This is a genomic window from Streptomyces sp. NPDC050548 (assembly GCF_044457385.1).
GTDB lineage: Bacteria > Actinomycetota > Actinomycetes > Streptomycetales > Streptomycetaceae > Streptomyces.
In genome coordinates this window covers 40342-61753 of record NZ_JBITGV010000020.1, presented here as the reverse complement: position 1 = coordinate 61753, position 21412 = coordinate 40342, and the positions used below count along the sequence as shown (strand labels likewise).

17 protein-coding genes are annotated in these 21412 nt (G+C 70.5%); 11 read left to right on the top strand and 6 right to left on the bottom strand.

Features of this window, described 5'->3' with window-relative positions; genetic code table 11:
- The 3 genes from ACIBJH_RS39635 to ACIBJH_RS39625 are packed head-to-tail and all read left to right on the top strand — an operon-like array spanning window position 1 to window position 3088.
- Window positions 1–813 (top strand): alpha/beta fold hydrolase, encoded by an 813-nt coding sequence (locus tag ACIBJH_RS39635; RefSeq protein ID WP_399121786.1) that lies wholly within the window; start codon window positions 1–3, stop codon window positions 811–813.
- Window positions 810–2009: a glycosyltransferase gene (locus ACIBJH_RS39630; protein ID WP_399121785.1), complete on the top strand. Its 1200-nt coding sequence runs from the start codon at window positions 810–812 to the stop codon at window positions 2007–2009. Before ACIBJH_RS39635 ends, ACIBJH_RS39630 begins: the two co-directional genes overlap by 4 nt.
- A complete protein-coding gene (locus ACIBJH_RS39625) occupies window positions 2006–3088 on the top strand; it encodes a class I SAM-dependent methyltransferase (RefSeq protein WP_399121784.1) in 1083 nt (360 codons plus the stop codon). Before ACIBJH_RS39630 ends, ACIBJH_RS39625 begins: the two co-directional genes overlap by 4 nt.
- Window positions 3089–3096: 8 nt before the next feature.
- On the opposite strand, the gene ACIBJH_RS39620 is transcribed toward ACIBJH_RS39625, so the two are convergent.
- The 3 genes from ACIBJH_RS39620 to ACIBJH_RS39610 all read right to left on the bottom strand — a co-directional run bounded on the left by ACIBJH_RS39620 (window position 3097) and on the right by ACIBJH_RS39610 (window position 5718).
- Entirely contained in the window at window positions 3097–3684 is a 588-nt protein-coding gene (locus ACIBJH_RS39620) for an AAA family ATPase (protein ID WP_399121783.1), read from the bottom strand.
- Entirely contained in the window at window positions 3681–4985 is a 1305-nt protein-coding gene (locus tag ACIBJH_RS39615; RefSeq protein ID WP_399121782.1) for an MFS transporter, read from the bottom strand. Before ACIBJH_RS39615 ends, ACIBJH_RS39620 begins: the two co-directional genes overlap by 4 nt.
- A gap of 85 nt (window positions 4986–5070) precedes the next feature.
- Window positions 5071–5718, bottom strand: coding sequence for a bifunctional 4-hydroxy-2-oxoglutarate aldolase/2-dehydro-3-deoxy-phosphogluconate aldolase (locus ACIBJH_RS39610; protein ID WP_399121781.1), 648 nt, complete (start codon window positions 5716–5718; stop codon window positions 5071–5073).
- Window positions 5719–5825: 107 nt separating this feature from the next.
- Between ACIBJH_RS39610 and ACIBJH_RS39605 the strand changes: the two genes are divergently transcribed.
- Window positions 5826–6611 (top strand): DeoR/GlpR family DNA-binding transcription regulator, encoded by a 786-nt coding sequence (locus ACIBJH_RS39605; RefSeq protein WP_399121780.1) that lies wholly within the window; start codon window positions 5826–5828, stop codon window positions 6609–6611.
- Window positions 6612–6771: 160 nt separating this feature from the next.
- On the opposite strand, the gene ACIBJH_RS39600 is transcribed toward ACIBJH_RS39605, so the two are convergent.
- The gene (locus ACIBJH_RS39600; protein WP_399121779.1) at window positions 6772–7536 is read right to left on the bottom strand and encodes a sugar isomerase domain-containing protein; all 765 of its coding nucleotides are present in this window, start codon (window positions 7534–7536) and stop codon (window positions 6772–6774) included.
- 118 nt (window positions 7537–7654) lie between these two features.
- Between ACIBJH_RS39600 and ACIBJH_RS39595 the strand changes: the two genes are divergently transcribed.
- The 6 genes from ACIBJH_RS39595 (at window position 7655) to ACIBJH_RS39570 (ending at window position 16929) form a co-directional block, all read left to right on the top strand.
- A complete protein-coding gene (locus ACIBJH_RS39595) occupies window positions 7655–8539 on the top strand; it encodes a MurR/RpiR family transcriptional regulator (protein WP_399121778.1) in 885 nt (294 codons plus the stop codon).
- Window positions 8540–8671: 132 nt separating this feature from the next.
- Complete coding sequence (locus tag ACIBJH_RS39590) at window positions 8672–12907, top strand: NEW3 domain-containing protein (RefSeq protein ID WP_399121777.1); 4236 nt, start codon at window positions 8672–8674, stop codon at window positions 12905–12907.
- On the top strand, window positions 12904–13533 hold the full coding sequence (locus tag ACIBJH_RS39585) for a peptidyl-prolyl cis-trans isomerase (protein WP_399121776.1): 630 nt from the start codon (window positions 12904–12906) through the stop codon (window positions 13531–13533). The genes ACIBJH_RS39590 and ACIBJH_RS39585 overlap by 4 nt, the downstream gene beginning before the upstream one ends.
- Before the next feature lie 128 nt (window positions 13534–13661).
- Complete coding sequence (locus ACIBJH_RS39580; RefSeq protein ID WP_399121775.1) at window positions 13662–15032, top strand: extracellular solute-binding protein; 1371 nt, start codon at window positions 13662–13664, stop codon at window positions 15030–15032.
- On the top strand, window positions 15032–16048 hold the full coding sequence (locus ACIBJH_RS39575; protein WP_399121774.1) for a carbohydrate ABC transporter permease: 1017 nt from the start codon (window positions 15032–15034) through the stop codon (window positions 16046–16048). Before ACIBJH_RS39580 ends, ACIBJH_RS39575 begins: the two co-directional genes overlap by 1 nt.
- Window positions 16045–16929 (top strand): carbohydrate ABC transporter permease, encoded by an 885-nt coding sequence (locus ACIBJH_RS39570; protein WP_399121773.1) that lies wholly within the window; start codon window positions 16045–16047, stop codon window positions 16927–16929. The genes ACIBJH_RS39575 and ACIBJH_RS39570 overlap by 4 nt, the downstream gene beginning before the upstream one ends.
- Here ACIBJH_RS39570 and ACIBJH_RS39565 read toward each other — a convergent pair.
- Window positions 16919–19141, bottom strand: coding sequence for a glycoside hydrolase family 3 N-terminal domain-containing protein (locus ACIBJH_RS39565; protein WP_399121772.1), 2223 nt, complete (start codon window positions 19139–19141; stop codon window positions 16919–16921). The genes ACIBJH_RS39570 and ACIBJH_RS39565 overlap by 11 nt on opposite strands.
- Window positions 19138–20145 carry an N-acetylglucosamine kinase gene (locus tag ACIBJH_RS39560; protein WP_399121771.1) on the bottom strand — a complete coding sequence of 336 codons (1008 nt, stop codon included), beginning with the start codon at window positions 20143–20145 and terminating at the stop codon, window positions 19138–19140. The genes ACIBJH_RS39565 and ACIBJH_RS39560 overlap by 4 nt, the downstream gene beginning before the upstream one ends.
- An 8-nt stretch (window positions 20146–20153) precedes the next feature.
- Between ACIBJH_RS39560 and ACIBJH_RS39555 the strand changes: the two genes are divergently transcribed.
- Window positions 20154–21410 (top strand): glycosyl hydrolase, encoded by a 1257-nt coding sequence (locus ACIBJH_RS39555; RefSeq protein WP_399121770.1) that lies wholly within the window; start codon window positions 20154–20156, stop codon window positions 21408–21410.
- The last annotated feature ends 2 nt before the right edge of the window (window positions 21411–21412 follow it).

The window sequence follows — 21412 nt, the reverse complement described above, 5'->3', positions numbered from 1 at the left end:
ATGGCAATGGTCGACACCGGTCAACTCCGGCTGCACGTACAGCGAATGAGCCCGCCCGACGGTCGCCCGGTGACCGCCACGGCGGTGCTCGTGCACGGTCTGCTCACCGACAGCCTGGCCAGCTACTACTTCACCCTCGCCCCGCCGTTCGCGCTGGCCGGCGTCGACGTCGTCATGTACGACCTGCGCGGTCACGGCCGCAGCGCGCGCCCAGCGACCGGTTACACCCTGGACGACAACATCGACGACCTGGAGGCGCTGCTCGACCGCCTGGAGGTGACGGGACCGGTCCATCTGGTCGGCAACTCCTACGGCGGGACAGTCGCGTTCGGCTACGCGGCCCGCCATCCGGAGCGGGCCGCCAGTGTCTCCCTCATCGAGTCGGAACCGGCGACCGACGCCTGGGCGCCGAAGCTCGGCAACATCCTGGACCGTGTGCTGCACGAGCTGGCGCACAACGAGGACGACGCGATCGCCTGGATCAGCGCGAACCGCGGCCACAACACGGCCCGTCTCGCGAAGGGCGCGGCCAAACTCGCCCGGGAGACCTCCCTCTCCCAGGACATCCCGGCCAGCAGGGTGTTGACGGAGGAGCAGATCCGCGCGGTGCGCTGCCCGGTGCTCGGCGTCTACGGCGGCGACTCCGATCTCGCCCTGCTCGCCCCCTGGCTGGAGTCCGTGCTGCCGGACTGCCGGACCGTCGTCGTCCCCGGCCACGAGCACTCGGTGCTGGTGGAGGCGGCGGGCACGGTCGGCGGCCACATCCTCTCCCTGATCCAGGAGGCGAGCGCGACCGAGGTGGCCGTCCGGTGAGCCGGTTCCTGTTCGTCGTACCGCCGTTGGTCGGCCACATCAACCCGGCGACGGGCGTGGCGGCCGAACTCGCCTCGCGCGGCCACGAGTTGGCCTGGGCCTGCGCCGACCCCGCCCTCGTACGGCGGCTCGCGGGCGAGTCGGCGCGGGTGTTCCCGTGCGCAGGACCGGTCCCGGGCACGGGCGAGGGCGTACGGCCGCCCGACATCCGCGGTCCGGAGGCGCTGAAGTTCCTGTGGGAGGCGTTCCTCGCGCCGCTCGCCGAGCAGATGGCGCCCGGAGTCGCCACCGCTGTCGAGGAGTTCGGGCCCGACGTGGTCGTCACCGACCAACAGGCCCTGGCCGGCGGCCTGGTGGCGGAGCGCCTCGGGGTGCCGTGGGCGACCTCGGCGACCACCTCGGCCGAGTTCACCGATGTGTTCGCGGGCATCCCCAAAGTGGGCCTCTGGCTGGACGAGTTGTTGCAGGGGCTCCGCGCCGACCTCGGCGACCCGTCCGGCACCGGCGACCCGCGCTTCTCGCCGCATCTGGTGCTCGCGTTCAGCACCCCGGAACTGGTCGGTCCCGAGGCGCGGCAGGGCGAGCAGATCCGCTGGGTGGGCCCGTCGATCGCGCCCCGCCCGGCCGCGCCGGACTTCCCCTGGGACTGGCTGGACCGGTCCCGCTCCCTGGTCCTGGTCAGTCTCGGCACCGCCAACACCGATGTGGGCGCCCGCTTCCTCACCGAGTGCGTCACGGCACTGCGGGCGCGAACGGACCGCGTCCAGGCGGTGATCGCCGACCCGGGCGGCGCATTGGACCGGTCCGACGAAGAGGACAAGGACCTCCTCGTCCTGCCCTCCATCCCCCAACTCCCGCTCCTCGAAAGGGCAGACGCGGTGGTCTCGCATGCCGGGCACAACACGGTGTGCGAGGCGCTGTGGCACGGCGTCCCGCTGGTCGTGGCGCCCATCCGCGACGACCAGCCGGTGATCGCCGGGCAGGTCACCGGCGCGGGCGCGGGCATCCGGGTCCGCTTCGGCCGGGTCACCGCACCGAAGCTGGGCGCGGCGATCGACGCCGTACTCCACGAACCCGAACACCGCGCCGCGGCCGACCGCATCCGTACAGCGTTCCGCGCGGCCGGAGGCAGCCGCGCGGCGGCCACCCATCTGGAACTGCTGGCCACCGGCGCGTCCCCGAAGGAGACCCCGTGAGCACCGAGGACGAACCCAAGGCTCCCAGCCGCAACGACCAGGTGGCGGCGCTGCGGCCCGTCTACCAGGCCGACTTGGCCGACGGTCTCGACCGCTTCTTCGAGCCCCGGCGCGAGACCTGCCCCTGGTGCGACTCGTCGCGGCTCAAGACCCGGCTGCGCACGAGGGATCTGATCCAGCACAAGCCGGGCACGTTCGTCCTGGACCGCTGCGAGGACTGCCGGCACACGTTCCAGAATCCCCGACTGAGCCCGGCGGGGCTGGAGTTCTACTACCGGGACTTCTACGACGGCCTGGGCGAGAAGCAGTTGGGCAACACGTTCGCGGCCCGTACCAAGATGTACGAGCAGCGCGCGGAGTCACTGCTCCCGCATTCGCCGACTCCCAAGAACTGGCTGGACGTCGGCACCGGTCACGGGCACTTCTGCGAGTCGGCCCGCGCGGTGTATCCCGACACCACCTTCGACGGTCTCGACTTCACGGACGGCGCCGAACTCGCCGAGCAGGCGGGGCGGGTGGAGCGCGGCTACCGCGGCAGCTTCCCTGAACTGGCCCCGAATCTCGCGGGCCACTACGACGTCGTCAGCATGTTCCACTACCTGGAGCACAGCACGGAGCCCGAGCGCGAACTGGCCGCCGCGCACACGGCCGTTCGTCCCGGCGGGCATCTGCTGATCGAGGTCCCGGACCCCGACAGCCGCTACTCCCGGCTGCTGGGCCGCTGGTGGCTGCCGTGGCTCCAGCCGCAGCACCTGCACTTTGTCCCGGTCCAAAACCTGCGCGCCCGGCTCACGGACCTCGGCTTCACGGTCGTGGCGGAGCAGCACGCGGAGCCGCACGACCCGGTCGACCTCCTCGCCGGCACCTGGCTGGCCCTGGACACGGCCGCGCCCCGCGACAACCTCCCGTGGCTGCCGGAACCCCCGTCCGGCCTGGCCCGTACGGGCCGCGCGGCCGTGCTGATCGCGGGGATCCCGGCGCTGATCCTGGGCACGCTGCTGGACCGGTTCGTGGTGAAGCGGCTTTCGCACCGGCTGGGGGTGTCGAACGCTTACCGGCTGGTGGCTCGGCGGGACTGAGCCGTCTCCTATGTGGTCAGGCCCGCCAGCGCGCGGGCGACCTCGTCCGCCGTGATGCCGGCGGCCCGGTTGTCGAAGACCAGTCGGCGGCCGTCGTTCCAGCGGCACTCGTTGGCCTCGGCCGCCTTCCAGAACGTGTCCCAGTCGGCGAGTTTGGACCGGTCCCGGGCACAGCCGCGGGCGTGCACGCGTTCGCGGGCCGTGTCCGAGTCGACCTGCACCTGGACGACGACCAACTCGACGTCCGCCGGCCAGTCGTGACGGTATGTCACGTCCGCGAGGTGGTCCGGCCGGGAGAAGTAGCGGCCGAACGGGGCGTCCAGTACGACGGGGCGGCCGACCCGCAGGTTGTCGGCGGCCAGGTCGAGGATCGTCGCGTATTCGAGGTCCATCACCACCGACTGGTAGTACGGGTTGAGGTCACGCTCCGACGGGTCCGTGCCGGCCAGTTCGAGGAGCGCTTCGGTGAGGCGGGTGCAGGCGGTGTCCTTGTCGATGTACGCGGCACCGCTCAGCTCGGCGATCAGCCGGGCCACGCCGGTCTTGCCCGACCCGGCCGGGCCGATCACGAAGTACACCCGTGGAACGAGGGTCATGCGCGGCGGTCCTTCACGAAGAACAGGTACGACATCCCGCCGAGCAGCAGCAGTGCTCCGCCGACGAGGAAGACGTCCGTGTAGTTGTTGCCGGTCGCGTCCAGGATCGCACCGGTGACGATGGGCGCCATGGCCGCGCCGAGGAAGCCGCCGAAGTTCTGGATCGCGCCCAGCGAGGCGACCTGGTGGGACTCGGCGATGTCGGAGGCGAGCGTCCACAGGCAGCCCATCGGGACCTGGGCGGCGAAGTAGCCGAGGGACAGCAGGGTGAGGGCGAGCGGGGTGCTGTGGACGTACGCCACGGGCAGGACCGCGGCCGCGGCGAGCACGGAGCCGCCGACGATGGGGACCTTGCGGGAGACGACGGCGGGGACGCCCCGGCGGATCAGCCGGCCGGAGAGCCAGCCGCCGAAGAGGACGCCGAGGATGCCGCAGAGGTAGGGCAGCGAGGAGAGCCACCCGGTCTCGGAGAGGCTGAGGCCGCGGGAGGTCTGGAGGTAGCTGGGCAGCCAGGTCAGATAGACCCAGACCGTGTAGAAGATGCCGAAGGCGCCGAGGATCATGAAGTAGGTGTTGCGCTGCTTGAACAGCGCTCCCCAACTCGCGGGCTTCGCCTGCTCGTTCGCGCGGGCCGCCGCCAACTCCTCACCCCGGACGAGGGCCTGCTCACGCAGGGAGGGGTCCCGGTAGACGCGCAGCCACACCAGCATGACGACGATGCCGAGGGCGCCGACGGCGACGAACATGCCGCGCCAACCGACCGTCAGGAGAAGGCCGGTGAGGATCGGCGGGGCGATGGCGTTGGCGATCTGCGAGCCGGTGTTGACGATCGAGATGGGCAGCGCGCGCTCGTCCTTGTTGAACCAGCGCTCGTTGACCTTGAGGCTGGCCGTGAAGAACGGCGACTCGGCGACGCCGAGGGCGACCCGGGCGGCGTAGAGCAGGCCGAAGGAGTGGGCGGCGGCGGTGACCATGGTCATCAGGGACCAGAGTCCGGCGGCCCAGGCGTACATGCGCTTGGGGCCGAAGCGGTCGACGAGGTAGCCGGCGGGGAGGTTGGCGATGGCGTACGGCCAGGAGAAGGCGGCGAGCAGCAGTCCCATCTCGGTGGCGTTCAGGCCGAATTCACCGGCGATGGTGGTGTTGGCGACGCTGAGCGTGGCGCGGTCGAGGTAGTTGACGACCCCGCCGATCACGAGGAGGGCCACCAGGACCCAGCGGATGCGGAGCGAGGTCCGGCGGGCGGTGTCGCCCAGGTCGAGGGATTCGGGGGTTTCGGGGGTGAGGGACTGCTGAACCATGGAGAGCTCCTCGGGGAACCACCGTGCGGGTGATGGGGAGTTGGGGACGAGGGGCGAAGGCGAGTGCTTCCCCCCTGACGGGTTATCAGGCCCTGGCGCCTTCGATGGCGCGCAGCATCGTGGCGGCGGCCTCGGTGACGTGCCGGTAATTGCCGTCGGCGCGGGCGGCCTTGGTGACGAAGCTGCCGACGCCGACCGCTACGACTCCGGCGTCGAACCATTCCTTGACGTTGTCGGCTGTGACGCCACCGGCGGGCATGAGCGGGGCCTGCGGGAGCGGGGCGCGGACCGTGCGGACGTACTCGGGGCCGACGAACTCCGCGGGGAAGAGCTTCACGATGTCGGCGCCGGCCTGCATGGTGTCGACGATCTCGGTCGGGGTGTAGGCGCCGCTGATAGTGACGGCCTGGTAGCGGTTGGCGGTGGTCAGCATGGCCGGGTTGAGGTTCGGGCTGACCAGGAGACGGGCGCCGGCGGAGATGCATTCGTATGCGGAGTGCTCGTCCAGGACGGTGCCGGCGCCGACGAGGATGCCGTCGTCGCCGTAGCGCCGGGAGAGCTTGGTGATGACGTCCAGCGCACCCGGGACGGAGAGGGTGATCTCCAGGGCCCGGATGCCGCCCTCGATGGCCGCCTCGGAGACGGCAAGGGCCTCTTCGGCGCTGTCGAGGCGGACGATGAGCAGCGCGCCCGTATGGGTGATTGATTCCAGGGCGTTAAACTTTGTTACCATGAGAGCACACGCTAGAACATGAATTCACATCTTGTCACGCCCCTTGTCACACGAAGTTAGGCTGACCCCGATCGGCCACCGCTCCACCCAGGCTTCGAGGAGACGCATTGAGCAGGGCACCCCTGATTCCCGAGCAACGCCATCAGGAGCTGTTGCGCCTGCTGAGGAGCAGCGGGGTGCTGAGCATCCACGACCTGACGGCGGCGCTGAACGTCTCGCATATGACGGTGCGCCGGGACATCACCGCGCTGGAGAAGAGCGGGCAGGTGGTCTCGGTGCAGGGCGGGGTCAGGCTCGCCGACTGGACCGGGCACGCGCCACCGCGTGAGCGGGCGTCGCGCGCGGCGCTGGAGATGCCCCGGAAGCAGGCCATCGCCGGGCGGGCCGCGGAACTCGTCGAGGACGGCATGGTCGTCTTTCTCGACGCGGGGACGACCTGTCAGTCGGTCGTGCCGTTCCTGGTCGGCCGCAAGGATCTCACCGTCGTCACCAATGACTTCCACGCGGTGCTTGCGCTGTGCGAACTGCCGTCAGTGCACACGGTCCACACCGGTGGCGAGGTCGATGTGTCGAGCGGTTCGAGCAGCGGGCCCCTGGCCGCCAGGACGGTCGGCGCGATCAATCTCGACCTCGCGTTCCTGAGCGCCGGGTCCTGGGACCTGTCCCACGGCGTGACGAGCTTCTCGACGGACAAGGTGCTGCTCAAGCAGGCGGTGATGGCGGCGGCCGGCTCGGTCGCGCTGCTCGCCGACAGCACCAAGTGGGGCACGGTGGAACGGTTCAACGTGACCACGCTGGACCGGCTCGACACCGTGGTGACCGACGAGGGCCTGCCGGAGGCCGTGGTGGACCGTATCGCGGAGGAAGGGCCGACGGTCCTGCGCGCGGGGTGAGCCCCCGCTAGCCCCCATTGAATGATGCATTCACCGCGCCTAGCATCAGCCGGTGATTCCAGCAATTCCCGTCTGAGTCCCGACCAGTGCGGCACAGGTGACGACGAGCGGTCGCGGCCCGGTTCCGGGGGCTCCGGCCGCTCGTCCAGGGACCCTGAACTCAGCTCGCGGTACGGCGAATTCGCCCCTCGTAGCGCTGCTCCAGCTCCAGGTTGCCCTCGAAGCCGCCCGGCACATTGGCCGAGACGTACACGGGCGGACGGTCCCCCGAGGCGAGCAGCTGGGCCGCCGCGTCCGCGACCGTCAGCTGCACGAGCATCGCGCCGGTGAGTGTGGACAGGGCGCAAACGGCACCCCCGCCCGGGAGTTCGAGGAGCGCGTCGCCGCGCGGGGCCGCGTTGTCGAGGACGACGTCCGCGAGGTCGACGAGCTTCTTGCCGCTGGGGTGACCGGCGGGGACGGCGTGGGTGTGGGCGAGCGAGGTGATGGCGAGGAGGCGGTGGCCGCGCTCCTTCACCCGCAGGGCCATTTCCACGATCACCTTGTTGACACCGGAGTTGGAGACGATGACGAAGAGGTCCTGCGGGTGGGGCGCGGCCAACTCGTAGAGCCGGTCGGCGACTCCGGCCTGCCGCTCCAGCAGCGGGTCGTCGAGCACGCTCGGGGCGTCGCCGCCGTAGAGGACGAGGTCGGCGATGCTCAGGCGGTTGGTGGGCACCAAACCCCCTGCGCGGCCCGCGAGTTCGAGGACCATGGCCTGGGAGTGGCCGGTGCCGAAGGCCTGGATGACGCCGTCGCTGCGGACGCAGTCCGCGATCAGTGCGGCGGCTCTGGACACGGTCTCGCGGCTGGATTCGGTGATGTGCTGGAGAACGGCCAGGCTCTCGCGCGCGAAGATCCCGGCGCTCACGGACTCGGCGGACACACGATACTCCCCACCGGTGGATCAAACCACCTATTCTTTCCCGATCAATGAATCAATAAATCACACGCGGTCCTGGTATTCAATCGATGGCCTCTGGGGTGGCTGATACCTTCTCCACATGCCCCCGACAGACGTCACCACCCTCATCCGCACGGAGCTGCCCCGGCTGGCGGGCTCGTTGCGGAAGGTCGGCGAACTGATCCTGGAGGATCCGGCCGCCGTCACCCACTGCTCGGCCGCCGAACTGGGCCGCCGCACCGGAACCTCGCAGGCGACGGTGACCCGGTTCTGCCGCGCGGTGGGCCTCGACTCGTACCAGCATCTGCTGATCGAACTGGCCCAGGAGCGCGGGCGCGGCGAGGTGTCCGACTGGGGCACCGCCGAGATCGGCCCGGACATCTCCCCGGACGACGATCTGGAGCGGGTCGTGCAGGTCGTGGGCAGCGCGGACCTCAGAGCGGTCCAACAGACGATCGACCGCATCGACCTCGACGCGGTGGAGCGCGCCGCCACCGCCGCGGCTCGCGCCCGGCGCATCGACGTCTACGGCATCGGCGGCAGCGGGGCGGTCGCGCAGGAGACCGAGACCCGGCTGTTCCGCATCGGCTGCGCGGTGCGCGGCTGGACCGAGGTGCACGCCGCGGCCACCTCCGCGGCCCTGCTCACCCCGGCGGACGTCGCCATCGGCATCTCCCACTCGGGTTCGACGCGCGAGACCATCGAACCGTTCGAACTCGCCAAGGAACGCGGCGCCACCACCATCGCCCTCACCTCCGACCCGCGCTCCCTGCTCGCCCGCGCCGCCGACATCCGGCTCATCTCCTCGTCCTCCGCGACCAGTTTCCCCACCGGCATCATCGGCGCCCGCCACTCGGTGCTGGTCCTCATCGACTGCCTCTACGTCCGGATCGCGCAGCTCTCCTACCAGCGCGCGAGCGCCTCGCTGGCCCTCACCGACCACATCGCCGGGGAGCACACAGTGAAGTCCCGCAGGGGCCGGTGATCTGAACCCGGACCGGCCCCGATCACGGCCGAGTCTGCATGGATGAACCACCGAAGTTACGCGGGGATGGTTGTTTGAATCATCTTCGCGGTGTCAGGATGGGCGCTCCGCCGAGCCTCTGGTAGGAGACCCATGCGCGTGACCGCTGCCCTGTCGACCGAGCTGTTCGTCGGCACCGCCGAGCATCCGCTCCAGGTGGTGACCGCCGAACTCGCCCATCTCCCCGGCCGGCCGGTGCGCCTCACGGTCGAAGGCCCGGGCGTGCACGGCAGCGCGGAGACGGTCGTCGGCGAGGACGGCACCGCGCACACAGAGATACCCGTGACGACGGACCTCGCGCCCGGCGAGCGGTGCGCGATCGAGGTGACGGCGGCCGACGGCGTCCAACTGGCCACGTACAGCGCCGAGTTCACGGCCGCCGAGCCCGGCTGGACCATGTTCATGGTCAGCCACTTCCACTACGACCCCGTCTGGTGGAACACCCAGGGCGCCTACACCGAGACCTGGGACGTCGCCGACGACCCCGCCACCACCGGTCTCCCCGCCCGCACCTTCGACTCGCGCGGCCGGTCCGGCATGAGTCTCGTCCGCGCCCACTGCGACCTGGCCCGCCGCGACCCCGCGTACACCTTCGTCCTCGCCGAGGTCGACTACCTCAAGCCCTACTGGGACGCCTTCCCGGAAGAGCGCGCCTTTCTAAGGGAGTTGATCCGCACCGGCCGCGTCGAGATCATGGGCGGCACCTACAACGAGCCGAACACCAACCTCACCGGCGCCGAGGCAACCGTACGCAACGCCCTGTACGGGGACGGCTTTCAGCGTGGCATCCTGGGCGCCTCACCCGAAACCGCCTGGCAGCTCGACGCGTTCGGGCACGACCCGCAGTTCCCCGGGCTGATGGCGGACGCGGGGGTGTCGTCCAGTTCGTGGGCGCGTGGACCGTTCCACCAGTGGGGGCCGACGCTCTCGGTCTTCGGCGAGGAGCCGCGCGATCCCCAACGCATGCAGTTCCCGGCCGAGTTCAGCTGGATCGCCCCATCCGGGCGCGGGCTGCTCACCGCCTACATGGTCAACCACTACGGCGCCGGCTGGGCCATCGACAACGCGCCCACGCTCCCCGAGGCCGAAGCGGCGGCACTGAAGCTGTTCCGGGGTCTGAAGAAGGTCGCGCTCACCCGCAACGTCCTGCTCCCGGTCGGCGGGGACTACGCGCCGCCGTGCCGCTGGGTGATGGACATCCACCGCGACTGGAACGCCCGTTACGTCTGGCCACGCTTCGTCAGCGGCATCCCACGGGACTTCTTCGCCGCCGTCCGCACCGAGTTGGACCAGGAGGGCCGCAAGGCGTCCCCGCAGACCCGGGACATGAACCCGATCTACACCGGCAAGGACGTCTCCTACGTCGACACCAAGCAGGCCCAGCGATACGGCGAGACGCTCCTCGCCGATGCCGAGGCCTGGGCCACCCTGGCCTCGCTGGTGGCCCAACACCCTTACCCGGACGCCGCGTTGGACAAGGCCTGGCGGCAGCTGATCTACGGCGCCCACCACGACGCGATCACCGGCTCCGAGTCGGACCAGGTGTACATCGACCTGATGACCGGCTGGCGCGAGCTGTACGACCTGGCGGATTCGGTGCACGCCGAGGCGACGGAGGCCATCGCCGCGAAGGTCGCCCGACTCCCGGGCGCTTCCGATGACTTGGTGGTGTTCAACTCGGCGACCTGGGACCGACGGGACGTACTCACCGTCGCCGACCCCGGCATGGTCCCCCTCGACGACACCGGCCTGCCGCTGCCCGCCGTACGCGAGGGCGACCAACTCCGGCTCGTCGTACCGGATGTACCCGGCATGGGCCTCAAGGCCCTCCCGCTCGCCGTGGGTTCGGTACCCGAGTGGACGCCCGGCGAAGGCGTCACCATCCGCAACGAGTTCTACGAGGTGACGGTCGACCCCGCGCGCGGCGGCGGCGTCAGCAGCCTGCGCGAACTGGCCGCGGAGGGGCGGGAGTTGCTGCGCGCCGGTGACATCGGCAACGAACTCGTCGTACAGGAGGAGTACGCGCGGCACCCGCGTTTCGGCGAGGGGCCATGGCATCTCACGCCGACCGGGACCACCGCCGCACGCAGCCGGGACGTCACCGCCGACATCGATGTCCAGCACTCCCCCGCCGGTTCGCGGATCACCGTCAGCGCCGACCTCGGACTGTTCCGGTACACGCAGCGGCTGACGCTGTGGACCGGGGTACCGCGCCTCGACGTGACGACCACGATCGACGGCTACGACGGCGCCGACCGGCTGATCCGGGTGCGCTGGCCGTCCGACGTGACCGGCGGACTGCCCGTGCACGAGGTGGCGGACGCGGTGATCGGGCGCGGGTTCGGGTTCGTCGAGGTGGACAGCGAGGAGTTCCCGTGGACGCTCGACAACCCGGCCAACACCTGGTTCGGGCTGGGGTCCACCGCGCGGGTCGCGGTGCACGACGAGTCGGGCCGGCTGCTCGGGCACCGGTCGATCGGGGTGGCCGAACTCATCTACGCCGACTGGGACTTGGCCGGTGAACTCGGTGCCCCGCTCGCGGCAGCCCTCGTCCGTGTCGGGGTGACCGCGACCTCGTCGATCGCCGGCGGGCCGCGCTACGGCGACCTCGAAGTCGACTCCAATCTCCCGGACTTCCGGATCGCGGTGGGCGCGCCCGAGCGCAACTCGGTGGTCGCGGAGGCTCTCGGCTGGGACCCGGCCGCCGGGCGTGAGCTGCGTCGGCAACTGGCCGAGCGGGGTGTGGCGGCGGTGTGGGTCGCGCCGCGGGCCGGGCTGCGCGAGGAGTGGGTGCCCGGGGCCGACCTGCGCGACCTGGAGCGGCTGCCGCTGCTGGTGGTGGCGGGCGCCCGCCCCGAGGACGACGCCAAGGCGGTCGACGCGCTGATCGCCGACCTCGACGACGCGGTCCTCACGGCCACGGCGGCGGGCGGCGGCGAGGCCCTGCCACCGGGCGACACCTGGGACGGCCGCAGCTTCGCCGTCCTCAACCGGGGCACGCCCGGCTGTGTCGTCACCTCCTCCGGCGATCTCTACATGTCCCTCATGCGCTCCTGCACCGGCTGGCCCTCCGGCATCTGGGTCGACCCGCCCCGCCGCACGGCGCCCGACGGCTCCGCCTTCCAACTCCAGCGCTGGACCCATGAGTTCGAGTACGCGGTGGTCGCGGGCGCGGGTGACTGGCGGGACGTCCGACTCCCCCAGGCCGGCCACGAGTTCAACCACCCGCTGACGGCCCGCCTGCGGACCTCCACTCAACAGGGCACCCTGCCAAGGAAGTTCACCCTCCTCGGCCTGGAACCGGCGGGCGAGGTGGTCCTCGACGCCCTCAAGCCGCTCGGCTCCCCGCTCGCCCGGGGCTGCGCGGTACCGGTCGACCCGGGGCGCGGTGTCGTCGTACGGATGCACGAGGTGAACGGGCAGCCGGTACGGGCCCGGATCCGCGGGCCGCAGTCCTGGACCGAGGGTGCCCGGGCCGACGTACTGGAGTCGCCCGGCGAGCAGTTGGCCCCGGAGCGGGACGGCGGGCTCGTCGTCGACCTCACCGGTTTCGAGGTCGCGACGGTACTGGCGACCACGGCTGTCGAGTCTCCAACGGGGCCTGGAATCGCGGCACATGAACCCGCCCAGCCGATCCACACCCGCTACTGGCTGCACAACTCCGGCCCCGCGCCGCGCGGGAACATGCCGGTGTCGGTGTACCTCTCCCCCGGCACCCTCACCGCCGCCGGTCCGGTGACCGCGACCGTCCGGGTCGGCTCGGAACTCACCGACGCGCCGGTGTCGGGGACGGTGGCCTTCGAGGTGCCGCCCGGCTGGAGCGCCGAGCCCGCCGAACTGCCGTACGCGCTGGGCCCGTCCGGATTCACCCTCTCCGAGATCACGGTGACACCACCGCCCGACCCGATCCCCGGCCGCCACTGGCTCGCCGCCCGGCTGTCCTACGGCGGGCAGACCTACGAGGACACCGTGGCGATGGACGTGCTGGACGTGCTGGACGGGCACCACGGGCCAACGCTCGTGTCCCGCCTTGGAGTTGAGCGGATCACCGTACGGGCGAGTGAACGCGCCCGCGTGCCCGTCACCGTCCGCAACACCACCCGTGGACCGGTCCACGGCACCCTCTGGGCCGTCTCCTCGTGGGGCACCTGGGCCGGAGTCACACCCGGCTGTCAGGGGTTCACGGTGGCCGGGGGCGCGGAGCAGGAATGCGTCATCGAGGTGGACGGTTCGGCGGTGCCGCCCGGGTCGTACTGGCTGCTCGCGAAGATCGCCTGGCACGGCTGTGTCGCCTACACGGAGGCCGTCGAGCTGGAGGTGACGCCGTGACGGAGCACGCGGCCGTGGTGCGCGGCAGGACCGTTCCAAAGAGGCGGGTGGACGCGCTGCTCGCGGCCGTACCGGCGCGGGACCGGGAGAGCACCCGGCCCGAGGCGCTCGCCCGGGCCGAGCGGCAGCGGCGGCGATGGGCGACCCAGGTGGTGGTCATCGACGAACTGGCCCAACGGGCTTGCGCGGAACGGGGGTTGAAGCCTCCGGCGGAGGTGGCGCCGGACCGGGTGCTCGCCGTAGCCGAGACCGATGTCGCGGATCTCGGCAGCATCGTCGCGGCGGCCCTCGCGCACTCCCCGGCCGCCCGGCTGCTGCTGGCCGAGCTGGAGGGCGAGCAGGAGGTCGCGGAGGCGGCCGTTCGGGACTACTACGACCGCAACCGGGACCGCTTCTTCACGGCGGAGGCGCTACGGCGTGGCGTCGACCCGTTCGGCCGGGTGTCATCGGAGGACTTCGTGTCGTACGACCAGGCGCGCGAGGGAGTCGCGCGCGAGTTGCGGCGGGCCGCCGGGCGGCGGGCCTTCTTCGGCTGGTTGGACCAGGCCAAGGCCGGAGTCGTGTATACCGCCGGGCACGAGCACCCCGGCGATCCGGCACACCCGGACCACGAGCACCGGCACTGATCTCCCCCGGAACCTAAAAGCAACACGAGAACCATTGACCTCCGATGAATTCTGGTCCACCTTTTCATCAATCGGAGTCGAAGTTGGTTAATTGAACCAGCTGTTGGCTGATGCTCAGGAGGGCAGCGATGCGCACAGGAAGACTGACCGGATCGATGGTGGGGATCATCGTCCTGACCCTGACGGCCGCCGGCTGCGGGCTGTCCGGCAGCTCGGGCGACAGCGACTCCACGGCGGGCGGCTGCAAGGTCGACAAGGGGAACGTGGGGTCCGGGAAGCTGACCGGTGAGGTGAAGGGCGGCATCACCTTCCAGACCACCAACCTGAAGAAGGACTTCGGGACCTTCTTCAACGGGGTCATCAAGTCCTTCGAGAAGGCGCACCCCGGTACGTCGGTGAAGTGGATCGACGATCCGGGGGACAGCACCTTCACCCAGCGCAACGTGGCCGACGCCCAGGCCTGCACGCTGCCCGACGTCATCAACCTCAACGCGGAGACGGCGACGGCTCTCACGAAGGCCGGGTATCTGCTCAATCTCGGGGTCAAGGACCCGGACGCCGGGAAGCCGTTCGTCCCCGCGTTCTGGAAGTCCAGTACGTTCAAGGACAGTTCGGGCTCCGCGCTGCACACCGTGCTGCCCTGGTACACCGGCGGCATCGTCCTGACGTACAACACCGACCTGTTGAAGAAGGCCGGCATCGACCCCGCGAAGCCGCCGACGACGATCTTCGGGCTCTTCGCCGACTACGAGAAGATCGCCAAGTCGGCCAAGGGCAAGTACTACGCGACGATGGCCAACCCGATCTGGCGCATCCCGGCGGACTTCGACCAGATGAACATCAAGACCCTCTCCAGCGACGGCAAGTCGGCCGTGTTCGCGGACGATCCGCGCACCACACAGTGGGTCGCGTGGATGGCGAAGCTGTACAAGGAGGGCGCGATGCCCAAGGACTCGCTGTCCTCCAGCAACGACCCGTCCACGCCGTACACGCAGGGCAAGGTCGCCTACGGTTCGACGAACCCGAGCTATGTACGGTTCGTGAAGCAGAACAGCCCCTCGATCTACGCCAAGACTGCGGTCGGGCAGCAGCCCTTCGACGCGCTCGGCCGCACCACCGGCGCCCCGCAGTACGTCTCGGTCGCCGCGACCAGCAAGCACGCGCCCGTGGCACTGGCGTTCGCGGAGTACCTCACCAACGCCGAGAACCAGACGGCCTGGGCCAAGGACCCGGACGTGGTGATCTTCCCGACCACGACCACCTCGCTCAACGACCCGTTCTTCCAGAACGTCAGCGGCAGCGACCAGTTCGCGCAGGCCCGCAAGCTCGTCGCCGACCAGCTCAAGACGACCACGGCCTACCAGACGAACCTCTCGCCGGCCGTGCAGAACGCGATCGTGTCCCAGGTACAGCTGGCGATGCAGGGCAAGAAGAGCCCGGCGCAGGCCGTGAAGGACGCCCAGGCGAAGGCCAACGAGCTGCTGAAGCAGGCTGGTTGATGGTGGCGACGCAGACCGCGAAGCCGGTGACCGTGCCCGGTGCGGAGGCCGTCGTCTCCGCACCGGGCACGTCCCGCGTGCGCCGACTCGCCCGAGCGGTCCTCCCCGGCCCGGCCCCCGGTGCCAACGGGGCCGCGCTGTACCGCCGTTGGTGGCTGCCCTGGCTTTGGACCGCTCCAGCGATCGTCTGCGCGGCGGTGTTCGGGGTGTTCCCGTTCCTCAACACCGTGCTGCTGTCCTTCACGAACGCCAAACCGCTCGGTGGCGCCGCGAACTTCGTCGGCCTCTCCAACTACACCCGGATGCTGGACGATTCGGACTTCTGGCTGGCGACCCGCAACAGCGTCCTGTACGCCGTGATCGTCGTCCCCCTGATGGTGCTGCTGCCGCTGCTGCTCGCCGTTCTGGTGGAGAAGAACCTCCCCGGCATCGGCTTCTTCCGCTCGGCGTTCTACACGCCGGTGCTCGCCTCCAGCGTGGTCGTCGGCCTGAGCTGGCAGTGGCTGCTCGCGGACGACGGACTGGTCAACACCTGGCTGGAGAAGGCCCACTTGATCCGGTCGGCCATCCCCTTCCTGTCCGACTCGTGGCTGATCCTGCTCTCCGCGATGGGCCTGACCCTGTGGAAGGGCCTCGGCTGGTACATGGTCTTCTACCTGGCCGCCCTCGGGAACGTTCCAAAGGAACTCCACGAGGCCGCGTCCATGGACGGTGCCGGTGCCGCCCGCCGCTTCTGGCACATCACCGTGCCCGGTGTACGGCAGGCGATGATGCTGGTCGGCACCCTCACCGGCATCGGCTCGCTGCGCGTGTTCACCGAGATCTACATGCTCGGCAGCTCCACCGGCGGCCCCGGTGGCGCCGACCGCACGCTGCCCTTCTACATCCGGGACGTCGGCCTCGACCCCATCACCGGAAACGCCGGTTACGGCTCGGCGGTGAGCGTGGCGCTGTTCGTCCTCACCCTGGGCCTGACCCTGCTGGCACAGCGCCTCACCAAGGAGGACGAGTCATGACGGCGACCGCCGTGCGGCCCAAGTCCCGGCGCCTGACCCCGCGTTGGCGGGACTACGGCCGCCCCCGCGAACTCGTCCTCCGCTACCTGCTGTTGCTCCTCGTCCTGGGCCTCACGGTCGGCCCGCTCATCTGGCAGTTCCTGGCCTCGCTCAAGGGCACGGGTGAGGACGTCTTCGGCGCGAACGCCTCCCTGCTGCCCCACCACCCGACCCTGCACGCCTACCGCGAGGTCTTCAGCCAGGTACCGGTGGCGACGTACATCAGGAACAGTCTGATCGTCGTACTCCTGTCGGTGGCGAGCCAGTTGCTGTTCTCGACGACGGCCGGCTACATGCTCTCCAAGCCCGCCTGGAAGGGCCGTCGGGCGGTCTGGATCCTCCTGGTCGCCTCGATGATGTTCCCCTTCGAGTCGATCATGGTGTCGCTCTTCCTGAGCATCCGCGATCTCGGCCTGGTCGACAACGTGGTGGGCGTGTGGCTGCCCGGCTTCGTCGGCGCGATCAACGTCCTGCTGATGCGCGGCGCGTTCCTCGCCGTACCCCGCGAGATCGAGGACTCCGGGATGCTGGACGGCGCGAGCGAGTGGCAGCGCTTCCGCTACCTGTACCTCCCGTCCGCGTGGGGCGCGATCCTGGTGGTCACCATCAACACGTTCATCAGCGCCTGGGACGACTTCCTGTGGCCGCTGATCGTGCTGCGCTCCGAGGACCACATGACGCTGACGCTGGGCCTGTCCCGGTTGCAGAGTTCGTCGTTCGGTTACGACCAGCGGGTGGTGATGGCCGGTTCGGTGATCTCCGTGATCCCGGTCCTGGTGCTGTTCGTCATCACCCAACGCTGGTTCTACAAGGGCGTTTCGGCGGGAGCGGTCAAGCTCTGAGGCGTACGACGAGGGGTTCCACGGCGAGTGCGGCCCGCGCGGACTGAGCGACCCGGATCTCGACGGCACCGACCCGCTCCAACTGGTCGGTGCCGAAGGGAATTTCGGCCGTACGGCGCTCACCCGGCGCCAACTCGACGCCCTGGAAGGCGTGCAGTTCGAGCGTGCGCGGCCAGACCGGGGCGAGCAGGCGGCGGATGTACAGCTGGACAACCGAACGCCCGTGCCGCTTACCGATGTTGGTGACCTCGACCTCGACGGTGTCTCCCGCCAAGCGAGGCGTCCCGTACTCGAAGCTCGTGTACGACAGCCCGTGCCCGAAGGAGTAGAGCGGTTCGACGTCGGCGTCCACGTAGCCGCCGTACTCGATGTCCTTGTGGTTGTAGTGGACGGGGAGTTGGGCCACCGAGCGCGGGACGGAGACAGGGAGGCGGCCGGTCGGTTCGGCGCGGCCGAGCAGGACCTCGGCGATGGCCTCGCCGCCCCACGGGCCGGGGTACCAGGCGGTGAGCAGCGCTCCCGCCCGTTCGGGGACGACATGCGGGCGGCCCTGGATCAGGACGACGGCGGTCGGTGTGCCGGTCGCGGTGACCGCGTCGAGCAGGGCGTGCTGCGCCCGGCCGAGACTCAGGCCCGCGAGGTCGACGCCCTCGCCGCAGGTCATCTCCGAAACGGCGTTCCGTGCCGCTCCGTTGGCGTCGAAGTCCGTGTCGGGGGTACGGGCGCTGCTGCCGCCCAGCACCAGGACGGCCAGGTCGGAGGCGGCAGCCACGGCGACCGCCTCGGGGATGCCGGAGAGGTCGTCGCCGGTGAGGGCACAGCCGGGGGCGTGGCGGATGTCGGTGCCGGGCGGGGCGAGTCGCCGTAGACCTTCCAGAACGCTGACGCCGGAACGCTGTGGTGCCGTGTAGTCGCCCAACTGGTGTGCGTAGGTGGCAGATTGGGGACCTATGACGGTGATGCGGGAGACGGCTCGCGGGATGGGCAGGACATCGCCGTTGTTGTGCAACAGCGTCACCGCGCCGCGCGCCAATGCGGTGCTCAGCTCCCTGCCCTGCGCGGCCGGTGGACACTCGCTTGTGCTGTAGGGCCGTTCGAAGAGGCCCAGGCGGAACTTCAGGCGGAGTACGCGTGCCACGGCCACGTCGACGGTGGCCTCGCTCACCAGGCCCCGCTCGACCGCCTCCTCAAGATGCGTGAAACCCTCGTCCCAGAGGCTGAGGTCGACTCCGGCGTTGAGTGCGAGGGCGCCCGCCGAGACGGCGTCGCCGGTGATGCGGGCCAGTCGGTCCACTGCGAGGCCGTCGGCCATGACCAGGCCGTCGAAACCCCAGTCCTCGCGCAGGAGTTGGTGGAGCAGGGCGCGATTGCCGGAGCAGGGCAGGCCGTCGACCTCATTGTAGGCGGACATGACGGCGGCGGCCCCGGCGCGGACTCCGGCGCGGGCGGCGGGGAGGTGGATGTCGTGGAGTTCGCGGAGGCCGAGTTCGGACTCGGCGGAGTTGCGTCCGCCGACCGTGGCGCCCTGTCCGGCGAAGTGCTTGAGGACGACGGGGGCCTTGTCGGCGGCGAAGCCGTCACCGGGCTCGCCCTGCATCCCGCGCACGAGCGCCTCGGTGAGGCGGGCGGCGAGGTGCGGGTCCTCGCCGAAGCACTCCTCCGTGCGGCCCCAGCGGGGGTCGCGGGCGATGTCCAGGGCGGAGACGAGGGCCAAGTGGGCGCCACGGGCGCGGAGTTCGGCGGCGGCGTGGGCGGCGGCCCGTTCGTACAGGTCGGGGTCCCAGGTGGCGCCGACGGCCAGGTTGACCGGGAGGACCGTGCCGTCCAGGGCCATGTGTCCGTGCGGTACCTCCTCGACGAAGAGGGCCGGGATGCCGAGCCGGCTACTGTCGATCACATGGCGTTGCACCAACTCGGCCAGGGCGGCGCTGTCTTCGGCCCCGGGTCCGTTGGAGTGGTCGACGCCGGACCAGGCGTCGGCGCGGAACAGGCCGTAGAGCGCGCCGAGTCCGGCGAAGCGGGCGGTCTCGGCGCGTAGGGCGTCCGTGAGGTGGAAGCCCTCAGGCGTGCGGCGGTAGGCGTCCCAGCCGTACATGCGCTGGTTGAGCTGGCCGACCTTCTCCCGCAGGGTCATGCGGGCGAGGAGGTCGGAAACCCGGGTGTCGACAGGGGCGTTGGGGTCCCGGTAGAGGGGCGTGGTGGTGTCGGTCATCGGTCGTCACCGTCGTACGCGAGCCGGGCGAGGGCGACCGCGCCCCGGCAGCCGTCCGGTACCCAGTCGAGGGTCAGGCCGAGGGGGTGGAGGCGGGCGGTGAGGCGGGTCGTCAAGGGGCCTTCGGGGCCGAGCAATCCTCCGGTGGCGACGATCCGTTCCCCGTGGGCCGGGTTCAACGCCCGTACGGTGTCGGTTAGTTGGTCCGCCGCCTCGCCGAGGATCCCTTCCGCCACCGTGTCCTTCTCCTCCGCCGCCTCGACCACCAGCGGGGCGAAGCGGGCGAGGCGGATGGGGAGTTCGGCCATGACGGCGGGGAGTACGTGCATGCGGTAGGCCTCGCGGTGGGCGCGGGACCAGTGGGTGCCGGGGAGCGCCTCGGCCGGCACTCCGAGTGCCTGTCCGACGGACCCGGCCAGGGTGGTCGTAGGTCCGCGTCCGTCCGCCATCCGCAGCGCCGCCCGTACCGCGCTGCGGCCGATCCAGAAGCCGCTGCCGTCGTCGCCGAGGAGCCAGCCGTCGCCGTCCACGGTGGCGGTGGAGCGGCGGTCGGTGATGCGCAGGGCCACCGCGCCGGTGCCGGCGACCAGGGCGAGGCCGTCGGCGGGGGTGCCGGGGGCGGAGGCGAAGGCCGCCTCGATGTCGCTGCAGACGCGGACCCGGTCGGCCGGGATGCCGAGGCGGCGCAGCGCCGCCGTGAGGGCGGTGCGGGCGTTGACGTGGCCCGGTTCCTCGGTGGAGGCCGCCGTGGCGCCCGCGAAGCCGCCGGCGACGGCGACCACTCGGGCGCGCGCCTCCTCCGGTACGGCCTGGGCGATCGCCTCGGCCAGGTGATCGGTGATGCGCGGGACCGGGACGGTCAGGGCGTTGCCGGGCCCGGCCGCGCCCTCGCCGAGCGGGCGTCCGTCCTCTGCGGCGGCGAGGACGGCGCGGGTGCGGGTGCCGCCGGCATCGAGGCCGACGACGAGATCACCGATGAATTCCTGGTTCAAATCATTGCTCATTACTGACTATGGTGGTTGATACATTCACGGAGGGCAAGACCGGACCCGGGGAGGATCCCATTCCTACGCTTCGCTTCGGCGTCAACTACACGCCGCGCCGCGGCTGGTTCCACTCCTGGCACGACTTCGACCCGGCGCACGCGCGTGAGGACCTGGCCCAGATAGCCGGGCTCGGCCTGGACCACGTGCGGATCTTCCATCTCTGGCCGCTGCTCCAGCCCAACCGCACGCTGATCCGCAGGAGCGCGGTGGACCAGCTCGTGCACCTGGTCGACCTGGCGGGCGAGGCGGGCCTCGACGTCCTCGTGGACGGCGTTCAGGGACATCTCTCCAGCTTCGACTTCTACCCGGAGTGGACCCGCAGCTGGCACCACCGCAATGTGTTCACCGACCCGGAGGCGATCACGGCCCAGGCGGAGCTGCTGCGCACCCTGGGCAGCGCCCTCGCCGACCGCCCGAACCTGATCGGTCTCCAACTCGGCAACGAGCTGAACAACTTGGTGGAGCACAACCCGGTGACGGCGGACGAGGTGGACCACTATCTCGACACGCTGCTGGCCGCCGCCCGTGAGCAGCTGCCGTCGGACCGGCTGGTCACGCACTCCGCGTACGACGCCGCCTGGTACGGCGACGACCATCCGTTCACCCCTGAGGCCTCGGCCCGCAAGGGCGATCTGACCACCGTGCACCCGTGGGTGTTCTCGGGCGACTGCGCCCGCCGTTACGGTCCGCGTTCTCCGCAGGTGCTCCATCTCGCCGAGTACGGCACGGAGTTGGCGAAGGCGTACGCCACCGACCCGGCCCGGCCGGTCTGGGTCCAGGAGACGGGTGCGCCGGAGCCGCACATCCCGGCGTCCGACGCCCCGGAGTTCGCGCGCGCGACCGTACGCAACGCGGCCGAGTGCGAGGGGCTGTGGGGGGTGACGTGGTGGTGCTCGCACGACGTGGACCGTTCGCTCGCCGACTATCCCGAACTCGAATACACGCTGGGCCTGTTCGACTCGGAGGGCCGCGCCAAGCCGATCGCCGAGGCCTTCGCCGCCGCGATCGCCGAGCCGCACACCGTCCAACTCCGTGACATCGCCTTGGTGTTGGACTGCACCCCGGGCACCCGCTCGGTGTCCGGTCCCGGAGGCGCGTACTTCGAGGAGTGGATACGGCTGCGCACGGAGGGCCTGCGTCCGGCGGTCGTACTGGCCGAACGGGCGGATGACCAGGGGTACTTGGCGGCACGCGGCATCAAGGAAGTCGTACACCTGCCGTGACA